This window comes from Aquitalea denitrificans (genome assembly GCF_009856625.1).
Classification (GTDB): domain Bacteria; phylum Pseudomonadota; class Gammaproteobacteria; order Burkholderiales; family Chromobacteriaceae; genus Aquitalea; species Aquitalea denitrificans.
This window is the reverse complement of the sequence record NZ_CP047241.1, coordinates 4166326-4186296: the sequence shown is the minus strand read 5'-3', so window position 1 is coordinate 4186296 and position 19971 is coordinate 4166326. Positions and strand designations below refer to the sequence as shown.

At 59.0% G+C, this 19971-nt stretch carries 18 protein-coding genes; 7 read left to right on the top strand and 11 right to left on the bottom strand.

All coding sequences use genetic code 11. The features are described from left to right. Entirely contained in the window at positions 1 to 852 is an 852-nt protein-coding gene (gene hexR / locus GSR16_RS19485) for a transcriptional regulator HexR (RefSeq protein WP_159880310.1), read from the top strand. Positions 853 to 857: 5 nt separating this feature from the next. Continuing rightward, a complete protein-coding gene (pgi, locus tag GSR16_RS19480) occupies positions 858 to 2507 on the top strand; it encodes a glucose-6-phosphate isomerase (RefSeq protein WP_159880308.1) in 1650 nt (549 codons plus the stop codon). A 232-nt stretch (positions 2508 to 2739) separates the two neighbouring features. Here pgi and GSR16_RS19475 read toward each other — a convergent pair whose 3' ends face one another. From GSR16_RS19475 to GSR16_RS19465, 3 genes are all read right to left on the bottom strand, one after another. Then, the gene (locus GSR16_RS19475; RefSeq protein ID WP_159880306.1) at positions 2740 to 3489 is read right to left on the bottom strand and encodes an outer membrane protein OmpK; all 750 of its coding nucleotides are present in this window, start codon (positions 3487 to 3489) and stop codon (positions 2740 to 2742) included. Positions 3490 to 3667: 178 nt separating this feature from the next. Then, entirely contained in the window at positions 3668 to 4003 is a 336-nt protein-coding gene (locus GSR16_RS19470; protein ID WP_159880304.1) for an MGMT family protein, read from the bottom strand. Further along, complete coding sequence (locus GSR16_RS19465; RefSeq protein ID WP_159880913.1) at positions 4003 to 4653, bottom strand: MBL fold metallo-hydrolase; 651 nt, start codon at positions 4651 to 4653, stop codon at positions 4003 to 4005. The genes GSR16_RS19470 and GSR16_RS19465 overlap by 1 nt, the downstream gene beginning before the upstream one ends. Positions 4654 to 4776: 123 nt before the next feature. On the opposite strand from GSR16_RS19465, the gene GSR16_RS19460 reads away from it, so the two are divergent. Continuing rightward, on the top strand, positions 4777 to 5598 hold the full coding sequence (locus GSR16_RS19460; protein WP_159880302.1) for a class I SAM-dependent methyltransferase: 822 nt from the start codon (positions 4777 to 4779) through the stop codon (positions 5596 to 5598). On the opposite strand, the gene GSR16_RS19455 is transcribed toward GSR16_RS19460, so the two are convergent. From GSR16_RS19455 to GSR16_RS19435, 5 genes are all read right to left on the bottom strand, one after another. Then, positions 5592 to 5918 (bottom strand): GIY-YIG nuclease family protein, encoded by a 327-nt coding sequence (locus tag GSR16_RS19455; RefSeq protein ID WP_159880912.1) that lies wholly within the window; start codon positions 5916 to 5918, stop codon positions 5592 to 5594. The two genes, GSR16_RS19460 and GSR16_RS19455, sit on opposite strands and share 7 nt — an antisense overlap. Beyond that, positions 5905 to 7491 carry a TerC family protein gene (locus tag GSR16_RS19450; protein ID WP_159880300.1) on the bottom strand — a complete coding sequence of 529 codons (1587 nt, stop codon included), beginning with the start codon at positions 7489 to 7491 and terminating at the stop codon, positions 5905 to 5907. Before GSR16_RS19450 ends, GSR16_RS19455 begins: the two co-directional genes overlap by 14 nt. Before the next feature lie 120 nt (positions 7492 to 7611). After that, a complete protein-coding gene (gene ccsB / locus GSR16_RS19445) occupies positions 7612 to 8754 on the bottom strand; it encodes a c-type cytochrome biogenesis protein CcsB (RefSeq protein WP_159880288.1) in 1143 nt (380 codons plus the stop codon). Continuing rightward, positions 8754 to 10778, bottom strand: a complete 2025-nt coding sequence (locus GSR16_RS19440) for a cytochrome c biogenesis protein ResB (protein ID WP_159880286.1) — start codon at positions 10776 to 10778, stop codon at positions 8754 to 8756. The genes ccsB and GSR16_RS19440 overlap by 1 nt, the downstream gene beginning before the upstream one ends. Positions 10779 to 10851: 73 nt before the next feature. Then, on the bottom strand, positions 10852 to 11463 hold the full coding sequence (locus tag GSR16_RS19435; RefSeq protein ID WP_159880284.1) for a c-type cytochrome: 612 nt from the start codon (positions 11461 to 11463) through the stop codon (positions 10852 to 10854). Between the two features lie 90 nt (positions 11464 to 11553). Between GSR16_RS19435 and yihA the strand changes: the two genes are divergently transcribed. Beyond that, positions 11554 to 12177, top strand: coding sequence for a ribosome biogenesis GTP-binding protein YihA/YsxC (gene yihA / locus GSR16_RS19430; RefSeq protein WP_159880282.1), 624 nt, complete (start codon positions 11554 to 11556; stop codon positions 12175 to 12177). A gap of 229 nt (positions 12178 to 12406) precedes the next feature. On the opposite strand, the gene GSR16_RS19425 is transcribed toward yihA, so the two are convergent. From GSR16_RS19425 to GSR16_RS19415, 3 genes are all read right to left on the bottom strand, one after another. Beyond that, a complete protein-coding gene (locus GSR16_RS19425; RefSeq protein ID WP_240902546.1) occupies positions 12407 to 13204 on the bottom strand; it encodes a septal ring lytic transglycosylase RlpA family protein in 798 nt (265 codons plus the stop codon). 261 nt (positions 13205 to 13465) lie between these two features. Then, positions 13466 to 13930 carry a tRNA (uridine(34)/cytosine(34)/5-carboxymethylaminomethyluridine(34)-2'-O)-methyltransferase TrmL gene (trmL, locus tag GSR16_RS19420; protein ID WP_089082961.1) on the bottom strand — a complete coding sequence of 155 codons (465 nt, stop codon included), beginning with the start codon at positions 13928 to 13930 and terminating at the stop codon, positions 13466 to 13468. Positions 13931 to 13970: 40 nt separating this feature from the next. Further along, complete coding sequence (locus GSR16_RS19415) at positions 13971 to 14681, bottom strand: ComF family protein (RefSeq protein WP_159880278.1); 711 nt, start codon at positions 14679 to 14681, stop codon at positions 13971 to 13973. Between the two features lie 128 nt (positions 14682 to 14809). Between GSR16_RS19415 and bioB the strand changes: the two genes are divergently transcribed. The 3 genes from bioB (at position 14810) to GSR16_RS19400 (ending at position 19966) form a co-directional block, all read left to right on the top strand. Then, positions 14810 to 15793 (top strand): biotin synthase BioB, encoded by a 984-nt coding sequence (gene bioB / locus GSR16_RS19410; protein WP_159880276.1) that lies wholly within the window; start codon positions 14810 to 14812, stop codon positions 15791 to 15793. A 107-nt stretch (positions 15794 to 15900) separates the two neighbouring features. Then, positions 15901 to 17055: an 8-amino-7-oxononanoate synthase gene (gene bioF / locus GSR16_RS19405; protein WP_159880274.1), complete on the top strand. Its 1155-nt coding sequence runs from the start codon at positions 15901 to 15903 to the stop codon at positions 17053 to 17055. A 64-nt stretch (positions 17056 to 17119) separates the two neighbouring features. Then, entirely contained in the window at positions 17120 to 19966 is a 2847-nt protein-coding gene (locus tag GSR16_RS19400; protein WP_159880272.1) for a putative bifunctional diguanylate cyclase/phosphodiesterase, read from the top strand. Positions 19967 to 19971 lie beyond the last annotated feature (5 nt).

Here is a 19971-nt window from a genome sequence, read left to right as displayed (position 1 = left end):
ATGCTGGAAAGAATCAAGTCTCAGCTAGAAGCCCTGTCTTCGGCCGAACGCAAGGTGGCCGAACTGGTGCTGGCTCAGCCCTACACCATGATGCAGGCCGCAGTGGCGGATATCGCCCGCAATGCCGGCGTCAGCCAGCCCACGGTGATTCGCTTCTGCCGCTCCATGGGCTGCTCCGGCCTGCCCGATTTCAAGCTGAAACTGGCCGGCAGCCTGGTCACCGGCGTGCCTTATGTGCACTCCAGCGTCCGGCCGGAAGACCCCACCTCGGAAATCGTGGCCAAGGTGTTCGACAACACCGTCACCGCCCTGCTCAAAAGCCGTAACGACGTCAATCCGCAGGCCATCGAAGCGGCCATCGAGGCCATTTCCCGTGCGCGCCGGGTAGAATTTTACGGTCTGGGCAATTCCGGCATCACCGCCGCCGATGCCCAGCACAAGTTCTTCCGCTTCGGCATTTCCACCGTGGCTTATGCCGATACCCACATCCAGATGATGGCGGCTTCGGTGCTGAATGCCGACGACGTGCTGGTGGCCATTTCCAGCTCCGGCCGCTCGCGCGAGCTGCTGGATGCCGTGGAAGAAGCCACCGCTTCCGGTGCCACCGTGGTGGCCATCACCGCCAGTGGTTCACCGCTGGCACGCGCCGCCACCATCGCCCTGATGGCGGACACCCAGGAGGACAACGAAACTTACAGCCCGATGATTTCCCGCATCATCCATCTGGTGCTCATCGATGTGCTGGCCGTGGGCGTGGCCTTGCGCCGTGGCCCCGGCGTGATCGGACAACTAGAAAAAACCAAGCACAGTCTCAAAGCAAAGAGACTGGCTGAACGGACAGAAGAGGATTAATCATCATGAGCGAACTGACCCAGCACCCCGCCTGGCAAACCCTGTGGGACCACTTTGCCGATGCCAAGCAGCTGCACATGCGCGAGCTGTTCCAGAACGACCCGGAGCGGGCCGAACGCTATGGCCTGGAGGTGGGCGGGCTGTTCCTCGATTACTCCAAGAACCGCATTACCGACGAAACCCTGAAGGGCCTGATGCAGCTGGCGCGTGAAGCCGGGCTGCTGGAACGCATCAAGGCCATGTTCAAGGGCGAAAAGATCAACAGCACGGAAAACCGCGCTGTGCTCCATGTGGCGCTGCGCAACCGCACCAACTCGCCCATCTTTGTTGATGGTGAAGACGTGATGCCCAAGGTGAACTCCGTGCTGGAACGCATGGGCAAGTTTGCCCATGCGGTGCGCTCGGGCGAGTGGCTGGGTTATACCAACCAGCCCATCACCGACATCGTCAACATCGGCATTGGCGGTTCGGACCTGGGCCCGCTGATGGTGTGTAGCGCGCTGCGCCCGTTTGGTCACCCGCGCATGAACATGCACTTTGTTTCCAATGTGGACGGTGCCCAGCTGAAGGAAACCCTGAAGAAGGTGCACTCGGAAACCACCCTGTTTGTGGTGGAATCCAAAACCTTCACCACCCAGGAAACCCTGACCAATGCGCTGACCGCACGCGACTGGTTCCTGCAGCGAGCGCGTGACGAAAAAGCGGTGGCCAAGCACTTTGTTGCCGTGTCCACCAACCAGAAGGCGGTGGCCGATTTCGGTATCGACCCGTCAAACATGTTCGAATTCTGGGACTGGGTAGGTGGCCGTTACAGCCTGTGGTCGGCCATCGGCCTGCCCATCATGCTGTATCTGGGTGAAGAAAACTTCACCGAGCTGCTCAACGGTGCCCACATCATGGACCAGCATTTCCGCAATGCGCCGTTCGAGCAGAACATGCCGGTGCTGCTGGCGATGATCGGTATCTGGTACATCAACTATTTTGGTGGCGGCAGCCATGTGATTGCGCCGTACGACCAGTACCTGCACCGCCTGCCGGCCTTCATCCAGCAGCTGGACATGGAGTCCAACGGCAAGCAGACCCAGCTCAACGGCAATCCGGTCAATTTTGAAACCGCGCCCATCATCTGGGGTGAAACCGGCATCAACGGCCAGCATGCCTTCTTCCAGCTCCTGCACCAGGGCACCCATATTTCGCCGATCGACCTGATCGCCTCGCTGGAAAGCCGTGGCAGCCTGCCGGGTCACCATGAAATCCTGCTGGCCAACGTGTTTGCCCAGGCCGAGGCCTTCATGCGCGGCAAGACCGCCGACGAAGTACGCGAAGAACTGGCCGCACAAGGCATGAAGGGCGATGCGCTGGAAGCACTGGTGCCGCATAAGGTGTTTGCCGGCAACCGTCCCACCAATACCTTGCTGATGAGCTTCCTCGACCCGCGCAACCTGGGTTCGCTGATTGCGCTGTATGAGCACAAGATCTTTGTGCAAGGCGTAATCTGGGGCATCAACAGCTTCGACCAGTGGGGGGTGGAACTGGGCAAGCAACTGGCCAAAACCATCCACGGCGAGCTGACCGGCAAGCTGAAAACGGCCGAGCACGACAGCTCCACCCGCCGGCTGATCCAGCTGTACCGTCAGGCCAACAAGAGCAAGTAAGCCCGATTTACATCAAACCCCTCTCTCGCTTTCCGGAAGGAAAGCGAGGCTCCCTTTCAGGGAAAGGGCGGGGGGATTGGGAATAGACGGGAAGGCTGCGGACGCAATAACTTAATCGAAAGGCCCGGCTTTGCCGGGCCCTGTGCCATCGCACCAAATTACATAGTCAGCAGCCTGGCGCCTCCATCAGGAGGCGTTTTGCATTACGGCTACAACAGTGATCGGCGCTGGATCAGAAATTGTACTTGGCGCTGTAGATCACGGCGTTCTGGTATTCGGCCGAGCCCAGCTTCTGGTCGGCATAGCGGTACTGCACGCCGGTAGTGAAGCGCTTGTTCACATTCCACCACAGGGCGATGGCACCGTTTTCACCGGTGTTGTGCTTGTAGTTGGCCACGAATTGCTGCTTGCGGGCGAATTCGGTTTCATGCCACTGGGTCACCAGGAAGGACTGACCGAAGGCAGTGAACGGATACAGCAGCACATAGCCGGCCATCCAGCCGTTGTAGCCGGAACCGATGCCGAAGGAGTCCAGCTCGTTGTGTGCGCCAATGAAGGGCTTGATGGTGAGGTTGCCGTATTTCAGCTCGGTGCTCAGGCCCAGCACGCGGTTCTGGCTGAAGAAGTTGTTGCCACGGGTGTCGTAAACATGTGCGTACAGCTGCACCGGTACATTGCCAAGCTGGGTCAGGTTGAAGCGGCCAATAGCCTTGGTGGTGTAGCGGCGGTCGTAGCCGTTCAGGCCATCGCCACTCTTGCCCGGGTTTTCCAGGTCGAAGAAGCCGTAGACATCACCCCAGTTGCCACCCATGCCGCCTTCGGCTTCCAGGTAGCCGAAGTCTTTCTTGCCGCTTTGCTCGGTAGTGCGGGACGACCAGTCGAGGTAGTTGGCGCTGACATTGGCAAAAGTCCAGTTGTCGGCATGCGCCAGGGTGGAGCCGCTGATCAGGGACAGGGCCAGCAGCAGTTTGCGAGCTTTCATTTTTTCCGCCTAAGTGAACTTTTTTTATGTAAAACCCGCAGGGCAGACCATACGGGGGCGCGCAGGGTAGCGCACAAGTCTCTACATTGAAAAGTTTCAGTTCAAGCGACGTAACATTTCAGCAACATTATGAAAACGGGCTGTATTGCTGTTGGACAATATGCAGCAACTGTCGCCATCAGCGGACATCGGCTGGTAAGTAGGCGCTATCCGGCCAGCCGTAACGAAACAGGCTGATGCCGCCGCTATCGGAAAATTCTATGCCTTCCTGTTCCAGCAGCACCCGCTGCCAGTCGGCCTGCTCGCTGCCGGGGCGGGACAAGCGACCGGCACTGTTCACCACCCGGTGCCAGGGCAGGCCATGGCCATCCGGCAGGCTGCCCAGCAATTTGCCGACATGACGGGCGTGGCGCGGGAAACCGGCAGCTGCGGCCAGTACGCCATAGCTGCTGACCCGGCCGGGTGGAATCTGCCGTACCAGCGCCAGCACCGCCAGTTCAAAGGCGGGCGACATCAGCGGAAGCGGGCATCCGCCACGAAGGGATTATGGCGTTTTTCGTCACCAATAGTGGTGAGCGGGCCGTGGCCGGGAATCACCACGGTATCGTCCGGCAGCAGGAACAGCTTTTGCTGGATGGCATCAATCAGCTGCTGGTGATTGCCCATCGGGAAGTCGGTGCGACCGATGGAACCCTGGAACAACACGTCACCGGCCACCAGCACGCCGGCGGTGGCGCTGTAGAACACCACATGGCCGGGGGTATGGCCCGGGCAGTGGATCACCTGCAGCGTTTCCTGGCCGATGCTGACGGTATCGCCCTCGTTCAGCCAGCGCTCCGGGGTGAGGGCCGGGCTGGAGGGAAAGCCGAACATGCGGCCCTGATTGGGCAGCTGGTCCAGCCAGAAACTTTCGCTCTGTTCCGGGCCTTCAATCTGCACGCCCAGCTGGGCGGCCAGCTCGCCGGCACCACCGGCATGGTCGATATGGCCGTGGGTCAGCAGCAGCTTGGTGACGGTCAGGCCCTTTTGTTCGATCCAGGCACGGATGCGGGCAATATCGCCTCCAGCATCGACAATGGCCGCTTCACGGCTGACATCGCACCACAGCACGCTGCAGTTCTGGGCAAAGGGGGTAACCGGAATCAGGTGATACTGCAGGGCCATGGCGATGCTCGGTGCAATTGGGATGGCAAATTGTGGCATGGTCGGCCGCTGCGGCCAAGCTTGTCGGGGCTGGGCGGCTGAAACTGGTAAAATCGCGCCATTCCCGCTTTACCGGAGGCCATGATGAGCCTGATTCCCGAAATCAAACCGCAGCAGTCGCTGGAGTTGCTCAAAGAACTGCATATTCTCACCCGCGACGGCAAGATCAACCAGGACACCCGCCGCAAGCTCAAGCAGGTGTATCACCTGTACCAGTTCATCGAGCCCTTGATGCAGGACGTGCTGCAAAGCAAGGGGGACGTCAGCCTGGCCGACCACGGCGCGGGCAAGTCCTATCTGGGCTTCATCCTGTACGACCTGTTTCTCAAGGACAAGGAGGCCGGTCGGGTGTACGGCATCGAAACCCGGCCAGAGCTGGTCAGCCGCTCGGAAGAGCTGGCCGAACGTTTGGGCTTTGACCGCATGGGTTTTCTCAACCTGACGGTGGAGCAGTCCATTACCTCCGAGCAGTTGCCGGCCCAGGTGGACATCATTACCGCCTTGCACGCCTGCAACACCGCCACCGACGACGCCATCCGCTTTGCGTTGGCCAAGGATGCCAAGTACATCGTGCTGGTGCCCTGCTGTCAGGCCGAGGTGGCTGCGGTGTTGCGGCAGAAGAAGAACGAGACTTTCGGCAAGACACCCTTGTCCGAACTGTGGCGTCACCCCATCCACACCCGCGAATTCGGCAGCCAGCTGACCAATGTGCTGCGTTGCCTGCAGCTGGAGGCGCGTGGTTACCAGCTGACGGTGACCGAGCTGGTGGGCTGGGAACATTCGATGAAGAACGAACTGATCATTGCCAAAAAAACCGGCAAGGGCAAACAGAGTGCGCGTGAACGGCAGGAAGCCATTCTGCATGAGCTGAACCTGGACGAGCTGCGCGAACGCTTTGTTTATTGATTGGTGTCGGTCGGGGCGGCGCGTGCCGTCAGCCAGCCGCTCAGGTCGCCGCCTGCCACCAGCTGGCGCTTGGCGGCGGCGGACAGGCGCTTGAAGGCGTATTCGGCCTTCAGCGCCTGCGACTTGTCGGCAAAGGGGTGAACCAGTGCAATGCGCTGCGGCGGGTTGATTCGGGTGTAACGCGCCCCTTTCCCGGCCAGATGCGCGGCATAGCGCCGCGCCACATCATTGCTGATGCCGGTATACAGCGCGCCGTCACGGCACTCCAGCACGTACAGATGCCAGTGGCCCGGTACGATGGCGGCCTCAGCCTTGCTCATCATCCAGCTTGGGCAGCGGGCGGATGCTGACCCGCTCGGTACGGTTGCCTTTTTGCTCGGTCACCACAATGTCCCAGCCCGCTTCGCGGATGCTGTCGCCCTGGCATGGGATGCGCTCCAGCCGGTGCATCAGCAGGCCGGCTACAGTGTGGAAATCCTCGTCCTCGTAATTGCCCAGTTCGATGTACTGCTCCAGCGTCACCAGTTCGGTGCTGCCTTCCACATCCAGACTGCCATCCTCGCCTTGTACCAGCGCCGGCTGCTCGTGGCGCTCGTGTTCTTCCGGGAAGTCGCCGGCAATGGCTTCCATCAGGTCTTTCTGGGTGACGATGCCTTCCAGGCTGCCGAATTCATTCACCACAAAGGCCATGTCGGCGGCCTGTTGGCGGAAGGCTTCCATGGCTTTGAGCACCGTCATGCCTTCCGGCAGCACCAGCGGCTGGCGCAGCGCGGCCATCACGTCCAGTGTCTGGCCATCCAGCAACTGGGCCAGCAGGTCCTTGCGTGCCACGATGCCCAGCGGCTCGTCGATACGGCCGGCACCCACCACCAGCAAGCGGGAGTAGGGGCTGTCACGCAATACCTTGCGTTGCTTGTCGGCGTCCTGGCTGATGTCCAGGCGGTGGATGTCGGAACGCGGGGTGGCAATCACCCGGATCGGGCGTTCTGCCAGTGTCAGCACGCTGTGGATCATCGCCCGTTCGTTGTGGGCAAAAGCTTCTTCCGCATCCTCATGCGGGCCTTCCTCGTGTTCCTGCTCGTTATGGCTGCCGTGTTGCAGCGGCGCATTGCCCAGCAGGCGCAGCACGGTGTCGGCGGTACGGGAGCGGAAGGTGTTGCGGCTGTTCAGATAGCGCTGGTGATTGACATTGGCCACCTGGTTAAACACTTCGATCAGCACCGAGAAACCGATGGCGGCGTACAGATAGCCCTTGGGAATATGGAAGCCGAAGCCGTCGGCAATCAGGCTGAAGCCGATCATCAGCAAGAAGCCCAGGCACAGCATCACCACGGTGGGGTGGGCATTGACGAAGCGGGTCAGCGGTTTGCTGGCCATGATCATCATGCTCATGGCAATCACCACTGCCAGCATCATGATGCCCAGGTGTTCGGACATGCCGATGGCGGTGACGACGGAATCGATGGAGAACACCGCATCCAGTACCAGGATCTGCACGACAACCGTGGCAAAGGCGGCGTAGGCCTTCTGGCCATTACCCTCGCTGTGTTCCACCCCCTCCAGCCGCTCGTGCAGCTCCATGGTGGCCTTGAACAGCAGGAACAGGCCGCCGCCCAGCATGATGAGGTCGCGGCCGGAAAAGCTCTGGCCCAGTACGGAAAACAGTGGTTCGGTGAGTTTTACCAGCCAACTGATGCCGGCCAGCATGAACAGGCGCATGATCAGCGCCAGCGACAGGCCCAGCACCCGGGCGCGGTCGCGCTGATGTGGCGGAAGTTTTTCGGCCAGGATGGCCACAAAAATCAGGTTGTCGACGCCGAGTACTACCTCCAGCACAATCAGGGTGAGGAGGCCGAGCAGGGCATAAGGGTCAGACAGCCAGGATAAATCCATGATGTAAAAACGGGGTCCTTGAAAAGAAACAGTCAACACAATAACAAACCACGGCCATCTTGTCCGTGGTGCAGGCAAAGCAAAGCCCCGGCGATGCTGCAGGCCGGGGCTGGGGGAGGATTACAGGCCGCCGTAGGAATGCAGGCCGGTCAGATACATGTTCACGCCGAGGAAGGCGAAGGTGGTGACCAGCAGGCCGATCACCGCCCACCAGGCCAGCGGTTCGCCGCGCCAGCCCTTCACCAGACGGATATGCAACCAGGCGGCGTAGTTCAGCCACACGATCAGCGCCCAGGTTTCCTTCGGGTCCCAGCTCCAGTAGCCACCCCAGGCATCTGCCGCCCACATCGCCCCCAGAATGGTGGCAATGGTAAAGAACAGAAAGCCGATGGAAATGGCCTTGTACATCATTTCGTCCAGCACTTCCGCGCTGGGCAGGCGGTCTTTCAGCCAGCCCTTGAGCACCAGCAGCTCGGCCACACCCAGCATGGCCGACATGGCAAACGCACCATAACCGACAAAGTTTGCAGGAACATGAATCTTCATCCACCACGATTGCAGGGCCGGAATCAGCGGCTGGATTTCATGCGCCTGGCGATCAAAGCTGTACCACAGGATGAAGCCGACTGCGGCAGAGATCACCAGCAGCACGAAAGCACCGGCCTGACGCGTGGCAAAGCGGGCTTCGTAGTACAGATACATCAGGGCGGTGATCAGCGAAAACAGGATGAAGACTTCGTACAGGTTGGATACAGGAATATGGCCGACATCACTGCCGATCAGATAGCTTTCGTACCAGCGCACGAACAGACCCGCCGCTCCCATCATCGCTGCCGCCCAGGTCAGACCGCTGCCCATGCGCGCGAGCATGGCCGAGCGGCTGACAAGCCCGGCCCAGTACACCAGGGTGGCCAGGAAGAACAGTGTGCACATCCACATGATGGCGGACTGGCTGGATAGCAGGAACTTCAGCCAGAACGCGGTCTGGCCACGCGCAAGCTGGCCGTGGTACAGGCTGATGCCAATCAGGGCCACACCGGCGGACAGCGGGAAGAACCAGCGCCAGGCTTTCCAGAACCAGCCAAGTGCCACCAGGCCGATGGCGGAGCCAGCCAGAATGGCCTGTTCATAGCCGTCCATGAAGGGGTTGTACAGCCGCCAGGCCTGAGCGGCCGCCACCAGGATCAGCACGGCGTATAGCCAGTCTGCGGTTTTCAGGCGCTTGTACAGCGGTTGTTCGACAAAGGATTGAGCCAGTTCCATCACTTACCTCGTACCAACTGTTGAATTGCCTCGCTGTGGCGACGGAAGTCCGCATCCAGGTCACGCTTGTGCCGGTTGGAACTCATTGCCACCCTGACGCTGCCGGGTGCGCAGCGTATCCACAGGCGGATTTCCCGGACATAGAACATCAGCACGATGCCGATTACCAGCATCAGCGAGCCAAGATACACCAGGTTTTTGCCCGGTGAGCGGGTTAGTTGCAAGCCGGAAGCCTGCACCTGATCAAAGCCCTGCAGTTGCAGGAACACCGGTGCGTTGTAATCATGCAGCGCGCTGATACCCACCAGGCTGTCCAGCAGGAAGCGGTAACGCTTGCCATCCATGGCTACCGGCTTGATTCCGGCCTTGGCATCAGCCACGTCCATCACGTCCACCACCGCACCTTGCAGGATCTTCACATAGGTCTGGGCCACGGCCTGACGCTTGTCCTGCGGTACTTTTTCATCCAGAAACTGCTCCAGGGCCACAAAGCCACCCTGGGCAAAGCGGCCCAGAATCCATTTCACGCTATTGGCAAACTGCTGCTGCATGGCCGGACTGATGGCCGAGCCCTGCATGGCCTTGGCAGTAGTGCGCTTGGCGATTTCATCATAGAGCGCCGGATTCATGAATGCTGTGCGCAGTCGCATGAAACTGTCCAGCGACATGCTGTCGTCCAGTGGCAGGCGCAGGTACTGGAAGGGGTCCGATACCTTGTTGCGCACACCGGCTACCAGGTAGCTGGCACCATCTTGCTGAATCGGTGCCATGTAATGGTGGAACTCCACCGCCTGACCCTGTTTGTCACGCAGCTTGAAGGTAACGGACGGGCCGATGTTCTTCAGCTGTTTCTCGTGTTTCACCTCGCGTGCATCCTGCATGCGCTGGGACAGGCTCTTGTCGCCGCCATCGGTATTCTTGCCGCCCATGTTCTCGATATTGAACACCCGCAGCTCGCCGAATTCCAGGCTGTAGTCCTTGCCATTGGCACGCAGAGGCTGGCCGGCCATGGAAATGCCCTTGATGGTTACCGGTGTCATTTGCGGGGCATCCAGGTTCCATGCCTTGAAGCTCAGCGGAGAACCGCCATCGCCAAAGCTGGCCTGGTAGATGGCCACACCGTCCACGATCAGCGGATGGTTCACCTTCACCTGGGCTTCGGTCACCTTGCCTGTGGCCTTGTCGGTGACGGCAATGTCACTGGCAAACAGCTTGGGCATGCCATTGCTGTAGTAGTCGACATAGAACTTCTTCAGGGTCACGGTAAAGGGCAGGTCCTGCACCAGATAGCCATTGCCGGAGTTCAGGAAGATCACGTCACCGCTCTTGCCCTCGGCGATGGTGACATTGCCGCGGAAAGACAGGTTGGAAGTAGAAAGGCGGCTTTGGGGCGGGATCTGGCTTTGCGGGATGTCGCGGGTTTCCGGCACCACGCTGCCCACCATTTCTGCCAGCTTCAGCGGCAGGTTGCCATCCATCAGGCCGCCGATACAAATCACCACCAGCGCGATGTGGGCGAAGAAGTAGCCCAGCTTGCTGGCGGCACCCTTCTTGGCGGCCAGCACCAGGCTGCCGTCTGCGCGCAGGTGTTCGCGCCAGCGCCAGCCCTGGGCGCGCAGGTAGGCGCGCAGGATGGCGGGGTCGCTGCCGGCGGCGTCGATTTCAACACTGTGCTTCATCGCTGCCAGCGAGTTGTCCGACGCCTTTTCGCGATAGGCCTTCATGTCCTTGATGAAGCCCGGGCCATTGCGCACGATGCACAGTGTGGTGGACAGCACCAGGAAGGCCAGAATGGTCAGGAACCAGCCGGAGTGGTAGACATCGTACAGGCCCAGCTGTTCGAACACGGCAAACCAGTACTGGCCGAACTCGAAGGCGTAGTTGGGGTAGGGCTCATTTTGCTTGAGTACGGTGCCGATGATCGAGGCAATGGCCAGAATGGTCAGCAGACCAATGGCAAAGCGCATGGAACTGAACAGCTCGTACAGCTTGTAAACAGCGGTGTGGCGGGAGTTTTTAGTCATCTTGGTGCCGAACACAAAAAGGGAAGCCTGTTATGGCTTCCCTTTTGAACAAGGCTATCCGCAAAAGTTGCGATTAGCGCAGACCCGAAATGTATTCGGCCACGGCCTTCATTTCGGCATCAGTCATGCGGGAAGCCACATCAGTCATGGTCACGTTCTTGCGATCGGTAGCAGCCTTGAAATCACCGAGCTGCTTGGTGATATAGGCAGCGTGCTGGCTGCCAACACGCGGGAACTGGTCCGGGATGCCCTTGCCGGCAGGGCCATGGCAAGCCATACAGGCCGGGACGTGGGTAACCGGATTGCCGACACGGTAGATCTTGGCACCCAGCGGCATCAGCTCCTTGTTGGCTGCTTCACGCGCCTTGGGCTTTTGCTGGCTGAGGTAGGAGGCTACATTACGCATGTCATCGTCAGACAGTGCCGAGGCCATGCCCAGCATGATCGGATTCTTGCGATCACCCTTCTTGAAGGCTTGCAGCTGGTTGTAGATATATACCTCATGCTGGCCGGCCAAGGTCGGGTTTGCCGACGCTACGCTGTTGCCATCAGCACCGTGACAGGCGGCACATACCGTGTCAACGATCTGCTTGCCCTTTACCGGGTCTCCCTTGGCAATGCCTTCTGCCCATGCACTTCCAGCCAGGGTTGCCGCAGCTACAGCCAACAGCATCATCCGTTTCATGATCGCTCCTTGTGAGGAATTCTTAAATATCTGTAAAAGTGGCAATTTCAAACCTGTTATTCTATACCAACTGAAATCAACCTTACTACTATGTCGATTTTTAAAAACGCCACTTTTTATACCACCGTCAACCATTTGAAGGACCTGCCGCCCACCCGGGCCGAGGTTGCCTTCGTGGGACGGTCCAATGCCGGCAAGTCCAGCGCCATCAATACCCTGGCCAACCGGACCCGGCTGGCGTATGTCTCCAAGACTCCGGGTCGTACCCAGCATATTAACTTTTTCGACCTGGGCCACGAACGCTTCATGGTGGACTTGCCCGGTTACGGCTATGCCGAGGTTCCGGAAGCCGTGCGGGCGCACTGGGTACAATTGCTGGGGCGCTACCTGCAAACCCGCGACAGCCTGGTCGGGCTGATCCTGATCATGGATTCGCGCCGCCCGCTGCTGGAGCTGGACCGGCAGATGCTCAACTTCTTCCGCGATACGGGTCGTCCGGTGCACATCCTGCTATCCAAATCCGACAAATTATCGCGTAGCGACCAGCAGCAGACCTTGACCATGGTCAGGCGTGAGCTGGCAGATTACCCTGCGGTATCGGTGCAGTTGTTTTCCAGCCTCAAGAAAACTGGGGGCGAACAAGTGGAACAGGTAGTCGAAGGCTGGTTTGATGCTGTACTGAAAGAACAGGATTCGCTGCCGGACAGCGAATGATGGAACTTTGCCGGCGCGGACCCTACTAACCGTGCAGGTGCTCCGGCACCTCCCGCTTGCCTCCCTGAGCGGGAGCCTTACGCTGACAATTAAGGCCTTTACCCCGGCGCTTTGTGCGCCGGGTTTTTTATTGCCTGCTACACGCGTCAGCCAGAAATAAAAAAAGCGAGAGCATGGCGCTCTCGCTTGCGATCCTGCCCCATCCCGCAGGGATGGCGGGGAGGGTACATCAGTCCTTCATCACTACATTTCCCACTTTCAGGCTTTCCGCCGCGCTGCGTACGGCAGCATCGGTCGGAAAGGGCCCCAGGCGGACCTTGTAGTTGCCCTGCTGGTTCACGATGCCCAGCTTGGCATCGTAATGGTCGTCCATCTCGTCCAGCATTTTCTTCAACAGTGCTTCGGCATTGGCCAGCTTGTTGAAGGAGCCCAACTGCAGATAGCGTGGATTGTCTTCCTGACGGACTTCCGGGCTATTGCTGGCAATAGCTTCACCACCGGCTACCGGCCAAACGCGTTCGATGCTGACGCGGGCGCTGCCTTGCTTGACGAAGCCAAGCTTGTAGGCTGCAGCATAGGACAGGTCCATTGCACGATTCCTGTGGAAAGGACCACGGTCATTGATGCGAACGATGACCGACTTGCCATTGGACGCATTGGTCACCCGTACATAGCTGGGAATCGGCAGGGTCGGATGGGCCGCTGTCATGGCGAACATGTCGTAACGTTCACCAGAAGTGGTTTTCCGGCCTTGAAACTGTTTGCCATACCAGGAGGCCACGCCAGTGGCCTTGAACGGCTTATCGCTGGTGTCCGGGCGGAAATTCATGCCCATTGCCGAGTACGGCAGGTTGGCTGACTTGATCAGCGGTTCTGTCTGGGGTACTGCATCCGGTACCAGATTCAGGTTGACCGGGATATGGTCGGCAGGGCCGTCTTTCTGAAAATAGGCACCGCCCTTGTTGTTGGCTACGGTGGGCTTATTGGTCGGCTTGGCCGACTGGCTGGTGGCGCTCGCCGTCTTCACGGTGGAGCAGGCCACGAGTACGAGACTGACAAAAACAAGCCACAGCCATCGGAGTACTGGTTGCATAGACCTCCCTTATGCTGTTGGGCACATCAACAAACGTCAGCGGGTACTGCCCTTGCGGGCGCTACCTCCTGCCTTCGTGTACATGGACTGCTTGCTGCCTGTGCCATGACTGGCTCAGGCCCGGCATGCGGTCCGCTTCACTTCAGGCATCAACATTTCTTGCTGGCCCGTTAGTGTTGGCCGGCCTGTGAACTGTCAGCTTCCTCCTGCAAAATCCAGCTGCCGCCACGCTTCGAACACCGTGATCGCGACGGCGTTGGAAAGGTTCAGGCTTCTCGATTCGGGACGCATGGGCAAACGAATCCTCTGTGTGGAAGGAAAATCCTCCAGCACTTCTGGCGGCAAGCCGCGGGATTCGGGACCGAACAGCAATACGTCCCCAGATTGGAAATTGATCTGGTCGTGGCGCGTAGCGCCCTTGGTTGTTGCAGCGAAAATCCGCCGTCCTTGCAGGGCCTGCTGGCAGGCAGCCCAGTTTTCATGGACAACGACACGGGCATATTCGTGGTAGTCGAGGCCCGCACGTCGCAACTTGGCATCCTCCATGGGAAAACCCATGGGTTTGACCAGATGCAGTTCACAGCCGGTGTTGGCACATAAACGAATCACATTGCCCGTATTGGGCGGGATTTCCGGCTGAAAAAGAACAACGGTGAACATCGTTGGCTGGCTGGATTGTTCCAAAGAATCAAAATCTTGGTCAAGTTTTTGGGAAAGATGCCCTGCAGAGCACCCACGCATCGACCCGTTTTGCCCCCTGTTTTTTGAGCTTTTCAGCTAGGGCGGAGAGGGTCGCTCCACTGGTTGCCACATCATCCACAATGGTGACGGAAAGCCCGTCAATACGTTGTTTTACGCCAAATGCATTGCGGACGTTTCGGCTTCTTTCGGCACGTCCGAGAGAGGCTTGCGGCACAGTGTTGCGTTTTCGCCAACACAGTGTAGCGGAAAAACGGCTTTGCATTGTAGCAGCGATTGCTTGGGCCAGTGGAATGCTCTGATTAAAGCCGCGTTCTGCAAGTCTTTCTTTTGACAAGGGAACGGGGATGACCAGGTCGCTATAGACCGGGGTTTTTCCAGCAAATTCTGCCATTAACCAGGCTAGTGTTCCGGTCATTTCCAGCCGTTTTCCGTACTTCACTGCATAAATAATTGCATTCAGGGGGTAGCCAAACAGGTATGGAGTGTGTATGGCGTCGAAAGCGGGGGGCCGGCGCAGGCAAAAGCCGCAGATATCCCGCGTCAGTGCTGGTTCTGCGCAAATGGGGCAATGGATGGGTGGTAAGGACGGCAAGCTGGCTTTGCAGCCGCTGCACAGCCCGATGGGACAGTTTGGGTAATTACACAACAAACAGTTCTGATTAAATATTGAGCAATTGTCAATAAATTTTCTTTTGATATTTGACAGCATGTGAACCCCTCTGCAAGACTGCGGCCAGACACTCTCAGGCATGCTGTTTTTTTCTTAAATTATCCATTTGTTCAGTTGTAATTTTGTAATAAATACAATTGGCATTTTTGTTGCAAAGAAAGCGCATTATGACCACGCAATCCATCCAGTTTTCCCGTCCGGCCACACCCCACCCGGAGAGCAATGTCTGGTCGGTAGCAGAAATTGAAGCCCTGCTGGACCTGCCCTTTATGGAGGTGGTTTTTCGGGCGGCCGAGATTCACCGCCAGTTTTTTGATCCGACCAAGGTTCAGCTGTCTACGCTGATTTCCATCAAGACCGGTGGCTGTCCGGAAGACTGCGGCTACTGCCCGCAGTCGGTTCATCACGATACCCCGGTGGAAAACCAGCCGATGATGACGGTGGATGAGGTGATTGATGCTGCACGTACCGCCAAGGCCAATGGTGCCGGTCGCTTCTGCATGGGCGCTGCCTGGCGCGGCCCGAAGGATGCCGACCTGGAGCAGACGCTGCGCATGGTCAGCGAAGTGAAATCATTGGGCCTGGAAACCTGTGCCACTTTCGGCCTGCTGAAGGATGGCCAGGCGGAAAAGCTGAAACAGGCTGGTCTGGATTATTACAATCATAATCTGGATACCGCACCGGAAAAGTATGGTGACATCATTCATACCCGCGAGTATGAAGACCGTCTGGACACGCTGGGCAAGGTGCGTGGTGCCGGTTTGTCGGTATGCTGTGGCGGTATCGTGGGCATGAATGAAACCCGTCAGGATCGTGCCGGCCTGATTGCCCAACTGGCCAATCTGGAGCCGCAGCCGGAGTCGGTGCCGATCAACAATCTGGTGAAGGTAGGCGGCACGCCGCTGGAAGGGGCCGATCCGCTGGACTGGACCGAATTCGTGCGTACCATTGCCGTTACCCGCATTACCATGCCGAAAAGTTATGTGCGTTTGTCGGCAGGTCGTCGCGAGATGCCCGAAGCGATGCAGGCACTGTGCTTTCTTGCCGGTGCCAACTCGATTTTCTATGGTGACAAGCTGCTGACGACGGGTAATCCGGATGTCGATGCCGATCGTGTGCTGATGGAAAAACTGGACTTGTCGCCGCTGTAAATCTTCTGGTTTTACCGTGTCAATCCGGTCGGATTTTTGCAATGTATATATAAGGAATACTTTTGCCCTAATCCGGCCTGTTTTAGCCCAATTTTCCGGAAAGCCCCATGCGAGCCCAAGATATCCCCGGCGCACTGCTGGATTTGCAACAGCAGCACCAGTTCCGGCAGCGTTACATTCTGGAAACACCACAGTCCTGCCAAGTGGTAATCGAGGGTAAAAGCTATGTGGCATTTGCCAGTAACGACTATCTGGGACTGGCCAATCACCCGGCGCTCATTGAAGCTACACAGCAGGCACTGGGTCGTTGGGGGGTAGGGGGCGGCGCATCACATCTGGTGGCCGGGCACTTTGCCGTGCACGAGGAGGCAGAACACGCCTTGGCTGCGTTTTGCGGTAGTGAGGCTGCCCTGTTGTTTAGTTCTGGCTATGCGGCTAACCAGGCGGTAATCACCAGCCTGGTGGGACGTGGTGATGCCGTATTTGCCGACAAGCTGAATCATGCTTCGCTGAATGATGCCTGCCAACTGTCGCGCGCCAGCTTTCGTCGCTTTCGCCACAATGATCTGACACAGCTGGAGCACCTGCTGGCTACCACGCCGGCCAGGACGCGGCTGATTGCCGTGGATGCGGTGTACAGCATGGACGGCGATGAAGCACCGCTAAAGAAACTGCAGCAGCTGGCCGATAAATACGATGCCTGGCTTTATATCGATGATGCGCACGGGTTCGGCGTACTTGGTGAGGGATGTGGTTCGGCAGTGGAAAACGGCCTGCACGGCGAGCGGCTGATCTATATGGCCACGCTGGGGAAGGCAGCCGGGGTTGCCGGTGCTTTTGTTGCCGCCAGCCAGCAACTGGTGCAGTGGCTGGTAAACAAGGCAAGAACCTATATCTTTACCACTGCCCAGCCGCCTGCGCTGGCCGCCGCCGTACTGGCCAGCCTGCAGCTGATTGCCGGCGAGCCCTGGCGCAGACAGCGCCTGCAACAGCATGTGCGCTGCCTGCGGGAAAGGCTTGCTGATGTAAATTTTCAGCTGATGCCATCGCGAACGCCGATACAGCCGATTATCATAGGCAGGAACGAGCAGGCAATGTTGCTGGCTGCACGATTGAAGGAGTGTGGATACTGGGTGCCTGCAATACGGCCGCCCACCGTGCCCGAGGGGACGGCCCGTCTGCGTCTCACTTTGACGGCAGCCCATACGCAAGACCAGCTGGAGGGCTTGCTGGATAGCGTGGTGGCGGCAACACAGCCATAGGGGATGGCTGCGTCTGTTCGTAGCATGACCGGATTTTCCGGCTAACTCATACTACGATAACGACATGAAGAGTACGGCTGATTACCTGTCTACCCAGCAAGAGGCTGCCAATACCGCGCTGGCGCTGATCCAGCGTCCGGACGAGCCTGTTGCTGCTGCAGTCTGGGCGCTGGTGGGAACAAGCTGGCAATGCCTGGCCACTCTGGGTGCGGCAGACAACCTGACCCCGGCCGCGGCATTGGCTGCCGGGCGGTTGCCCGGCCCGGATGGTGGCGCGCTACCGCTGATGCTGCATGGTGAAACCGTGGGCTGGCTGGTGTGGCGTGGCAAGGTTGCCGACAACGTGGCCGCCGTGGCGGGCCTGCTCACCGGCCACCTGCAAAGCGCCCGTCTGCATTCCGCACAGTCACGCGCACGAGTGATGAACGAAACCCTGCTGGAAATCAGCCAGCTGCCCGGCGAATGTGCTGCGCTGGACGACATGCTGCCCAAGTTGCACCGGCTGCTGATGCGGCTGATGGATGCCAGCAATTTCTACATTGCTCTCTACGATGAGCAGGCCAGCAGCCTGCACTACCCCTTTTATGCCGATCAGCTCGATCCGGCCCCGCCATCATCGGAAGAGTTGTTTTCCGGCGAACAGAACGAGCGTTCACTTACCGCCTGGCTGATGCGCATGGGCAAGCCGCTGGTGCTGACGCGCGAGCGCTTGCAGGAAATCTGCAGCCAGGAACAGCTGCTACTGCATGGTCCGGTGCCGGAACTGTGGATGGGCGTGCCGCTGAGCAATGCCAACAACAGCGTTATCGGTGCCGCCGTGCTGCAGTTTTATGCCAAGCAGGAACCCTGCACCTCGGCCGAGCAGGCCTTGTTCCTGTTTGTCACCCGCCATATCGGCTATGCACTCGACCGCATGCTGTACCGCAGCCAGCTGGAGCGGCAGGTATGGCTGCGCACCTGCGAGCTGGAAGGGGTGAATGCAAGGCTGCGTTCGGAAATATCGGAGCGGCAGCGCGCCGAACGTTTTCAGGATGTGCTGTATCGCATTGCCGACCTGTCCAATACCAGCCTGTCGCTGGAGGCCTTTCTGGCCGGCGTGCACCGCTTGCTGATGGAACTGGTGGCCGCCCGCAATTGCCAGGTAGCCCTGTACAACATGGACAGTGATCTGCTCAGCTTTCCCTATTGCTCGGATGATTACCTGCAGGTCAGCAAGTCGCGCCGCCCAGGCAAAGGACAGCTGGAACAGGTACTGCACAGCGGCCGGCCATTGTTGCTGGATCGTGTTCCCCTTGTCCCGTCCGTGCCAGACGAGACGAATGTACCGGCCATGCGCAGCTGGCTGGGTGTGCCACTGTATTGCGGACACGAATTACTGGGCGTGCTGTCGGTGCACAGCTACCAGGACGATGTGGTGTACAGCTACCGCGACCAGGAGGTGATGGAGTTTGTCGCCAACAATATCGGCACCGCGCTGGCACGGGTGCGGGCGATGCAGGAATTGCAGAACGCCTATGCCGAGCTGGAAGAGCGGGTGCGCGAACGCACCAGCGAGCTGGATGCGGTCAATGCTCAGCTGGAGTTCGACAGCTTGCACGACCCGCTAACCAAGCTGCCCAACCGCAACTACTTTGCCAAAACCCTGCGCCGTGCCTGGGATGGCTATCTGGCGGGCACCGGTGCCCGCTTCAGCGTCATCTTCATCGACCTGGACCGCTTCAAGCTGGTAAACGATACCTTGGGCCATCTGGCGGGAGATCATCTGCTGTTCGAAGCCGGTGCCCGTATCCGCTCCTGCCTGCGTCACTATGACTTTCTGGCCCGGCTGGGGGGAGATGAATTTGCCATCCTGCTGTTTGGCACCGAGACACTGGAAGGCTGCGAAATGATTGCGCGGCGCATTGTCAGCGAGTTTGAACGCCCTGTCATCCTGGCTGGGCGCGAGGTGTTTTCCACAGCCAGTGTCGGCGTGGTACTGGCTGACCGCGACCACTATCACAAGGCAGAAGAGCTGCTGCGCGATGCCGACCATGCCATGTACTGCACCAAACAGCAGGGGCGGCAAGGTTATACTGTGTTCAACCACCAGCTGCGCATCAATCAGGCCGACCAACTGGCACTGGAGAGCGAACTGCGCCGCGCACTGGAGGTGGACGACCAGCTGCAGCCCTATTTCCAGCCCTTTATCGATGCCCGCAGTGGCGAGCTGGTGGGCTTCGAGTCACTGGTACGCTGGCTGCACCCGGTGCGCGGCCTGATCTCACCGGCGCTGTTTCTGCCGGTGGCCGAAGAAAGCGGCCTGATCACGCGGGTAGACCGCTACATGATTAATGCCGCTTGCCGTCAACTACGCCAGTGGTTGGATGAAAACCGGGTATCGCGTGACATCGCCCTGCACATCAACCTGTCGTCGGCCAATTTCCACGATCCGGAACTGGTCAGCTGGATGCGTGGCATTATTGAAAGCTATCAGTTGCCGGCGGCGATCCTGCATCTGGAAATCACCGAAAGCGCGCTGATCGACGTGCCGGAAATTGCTGCCACCGTGATGCACGCGCTGCATGATCTGGGCGTCAAGCTGGCGCTGGACGACTTTGGTACCGGCTACTCGGCGCTGTCCTATCTGCACCGCTACCGCTTCGACGTGCTGAAGATCGACCAGAGCTTTGTGTTCGATGTGGACCGCAAGGAAGAGTCGGCCGCCATTGTGCGCGCCATTCTGGCACTGGCACAGGCATTGGGGCTGGATGTGGTGGCCGAAGGTGTGGAAACGGCAGAGCAACTGGCCCGGTTGCAGGAAATGGGTTGCGCCAAATTGCAGGGCTATTACTTTGCCACCCCCACCCCGGCCGAAGCCATCGACTGGGAGCGACTGGCGCGTTTCGTGCAGGAATTCCGCCGTGCTGCCTGAATCAG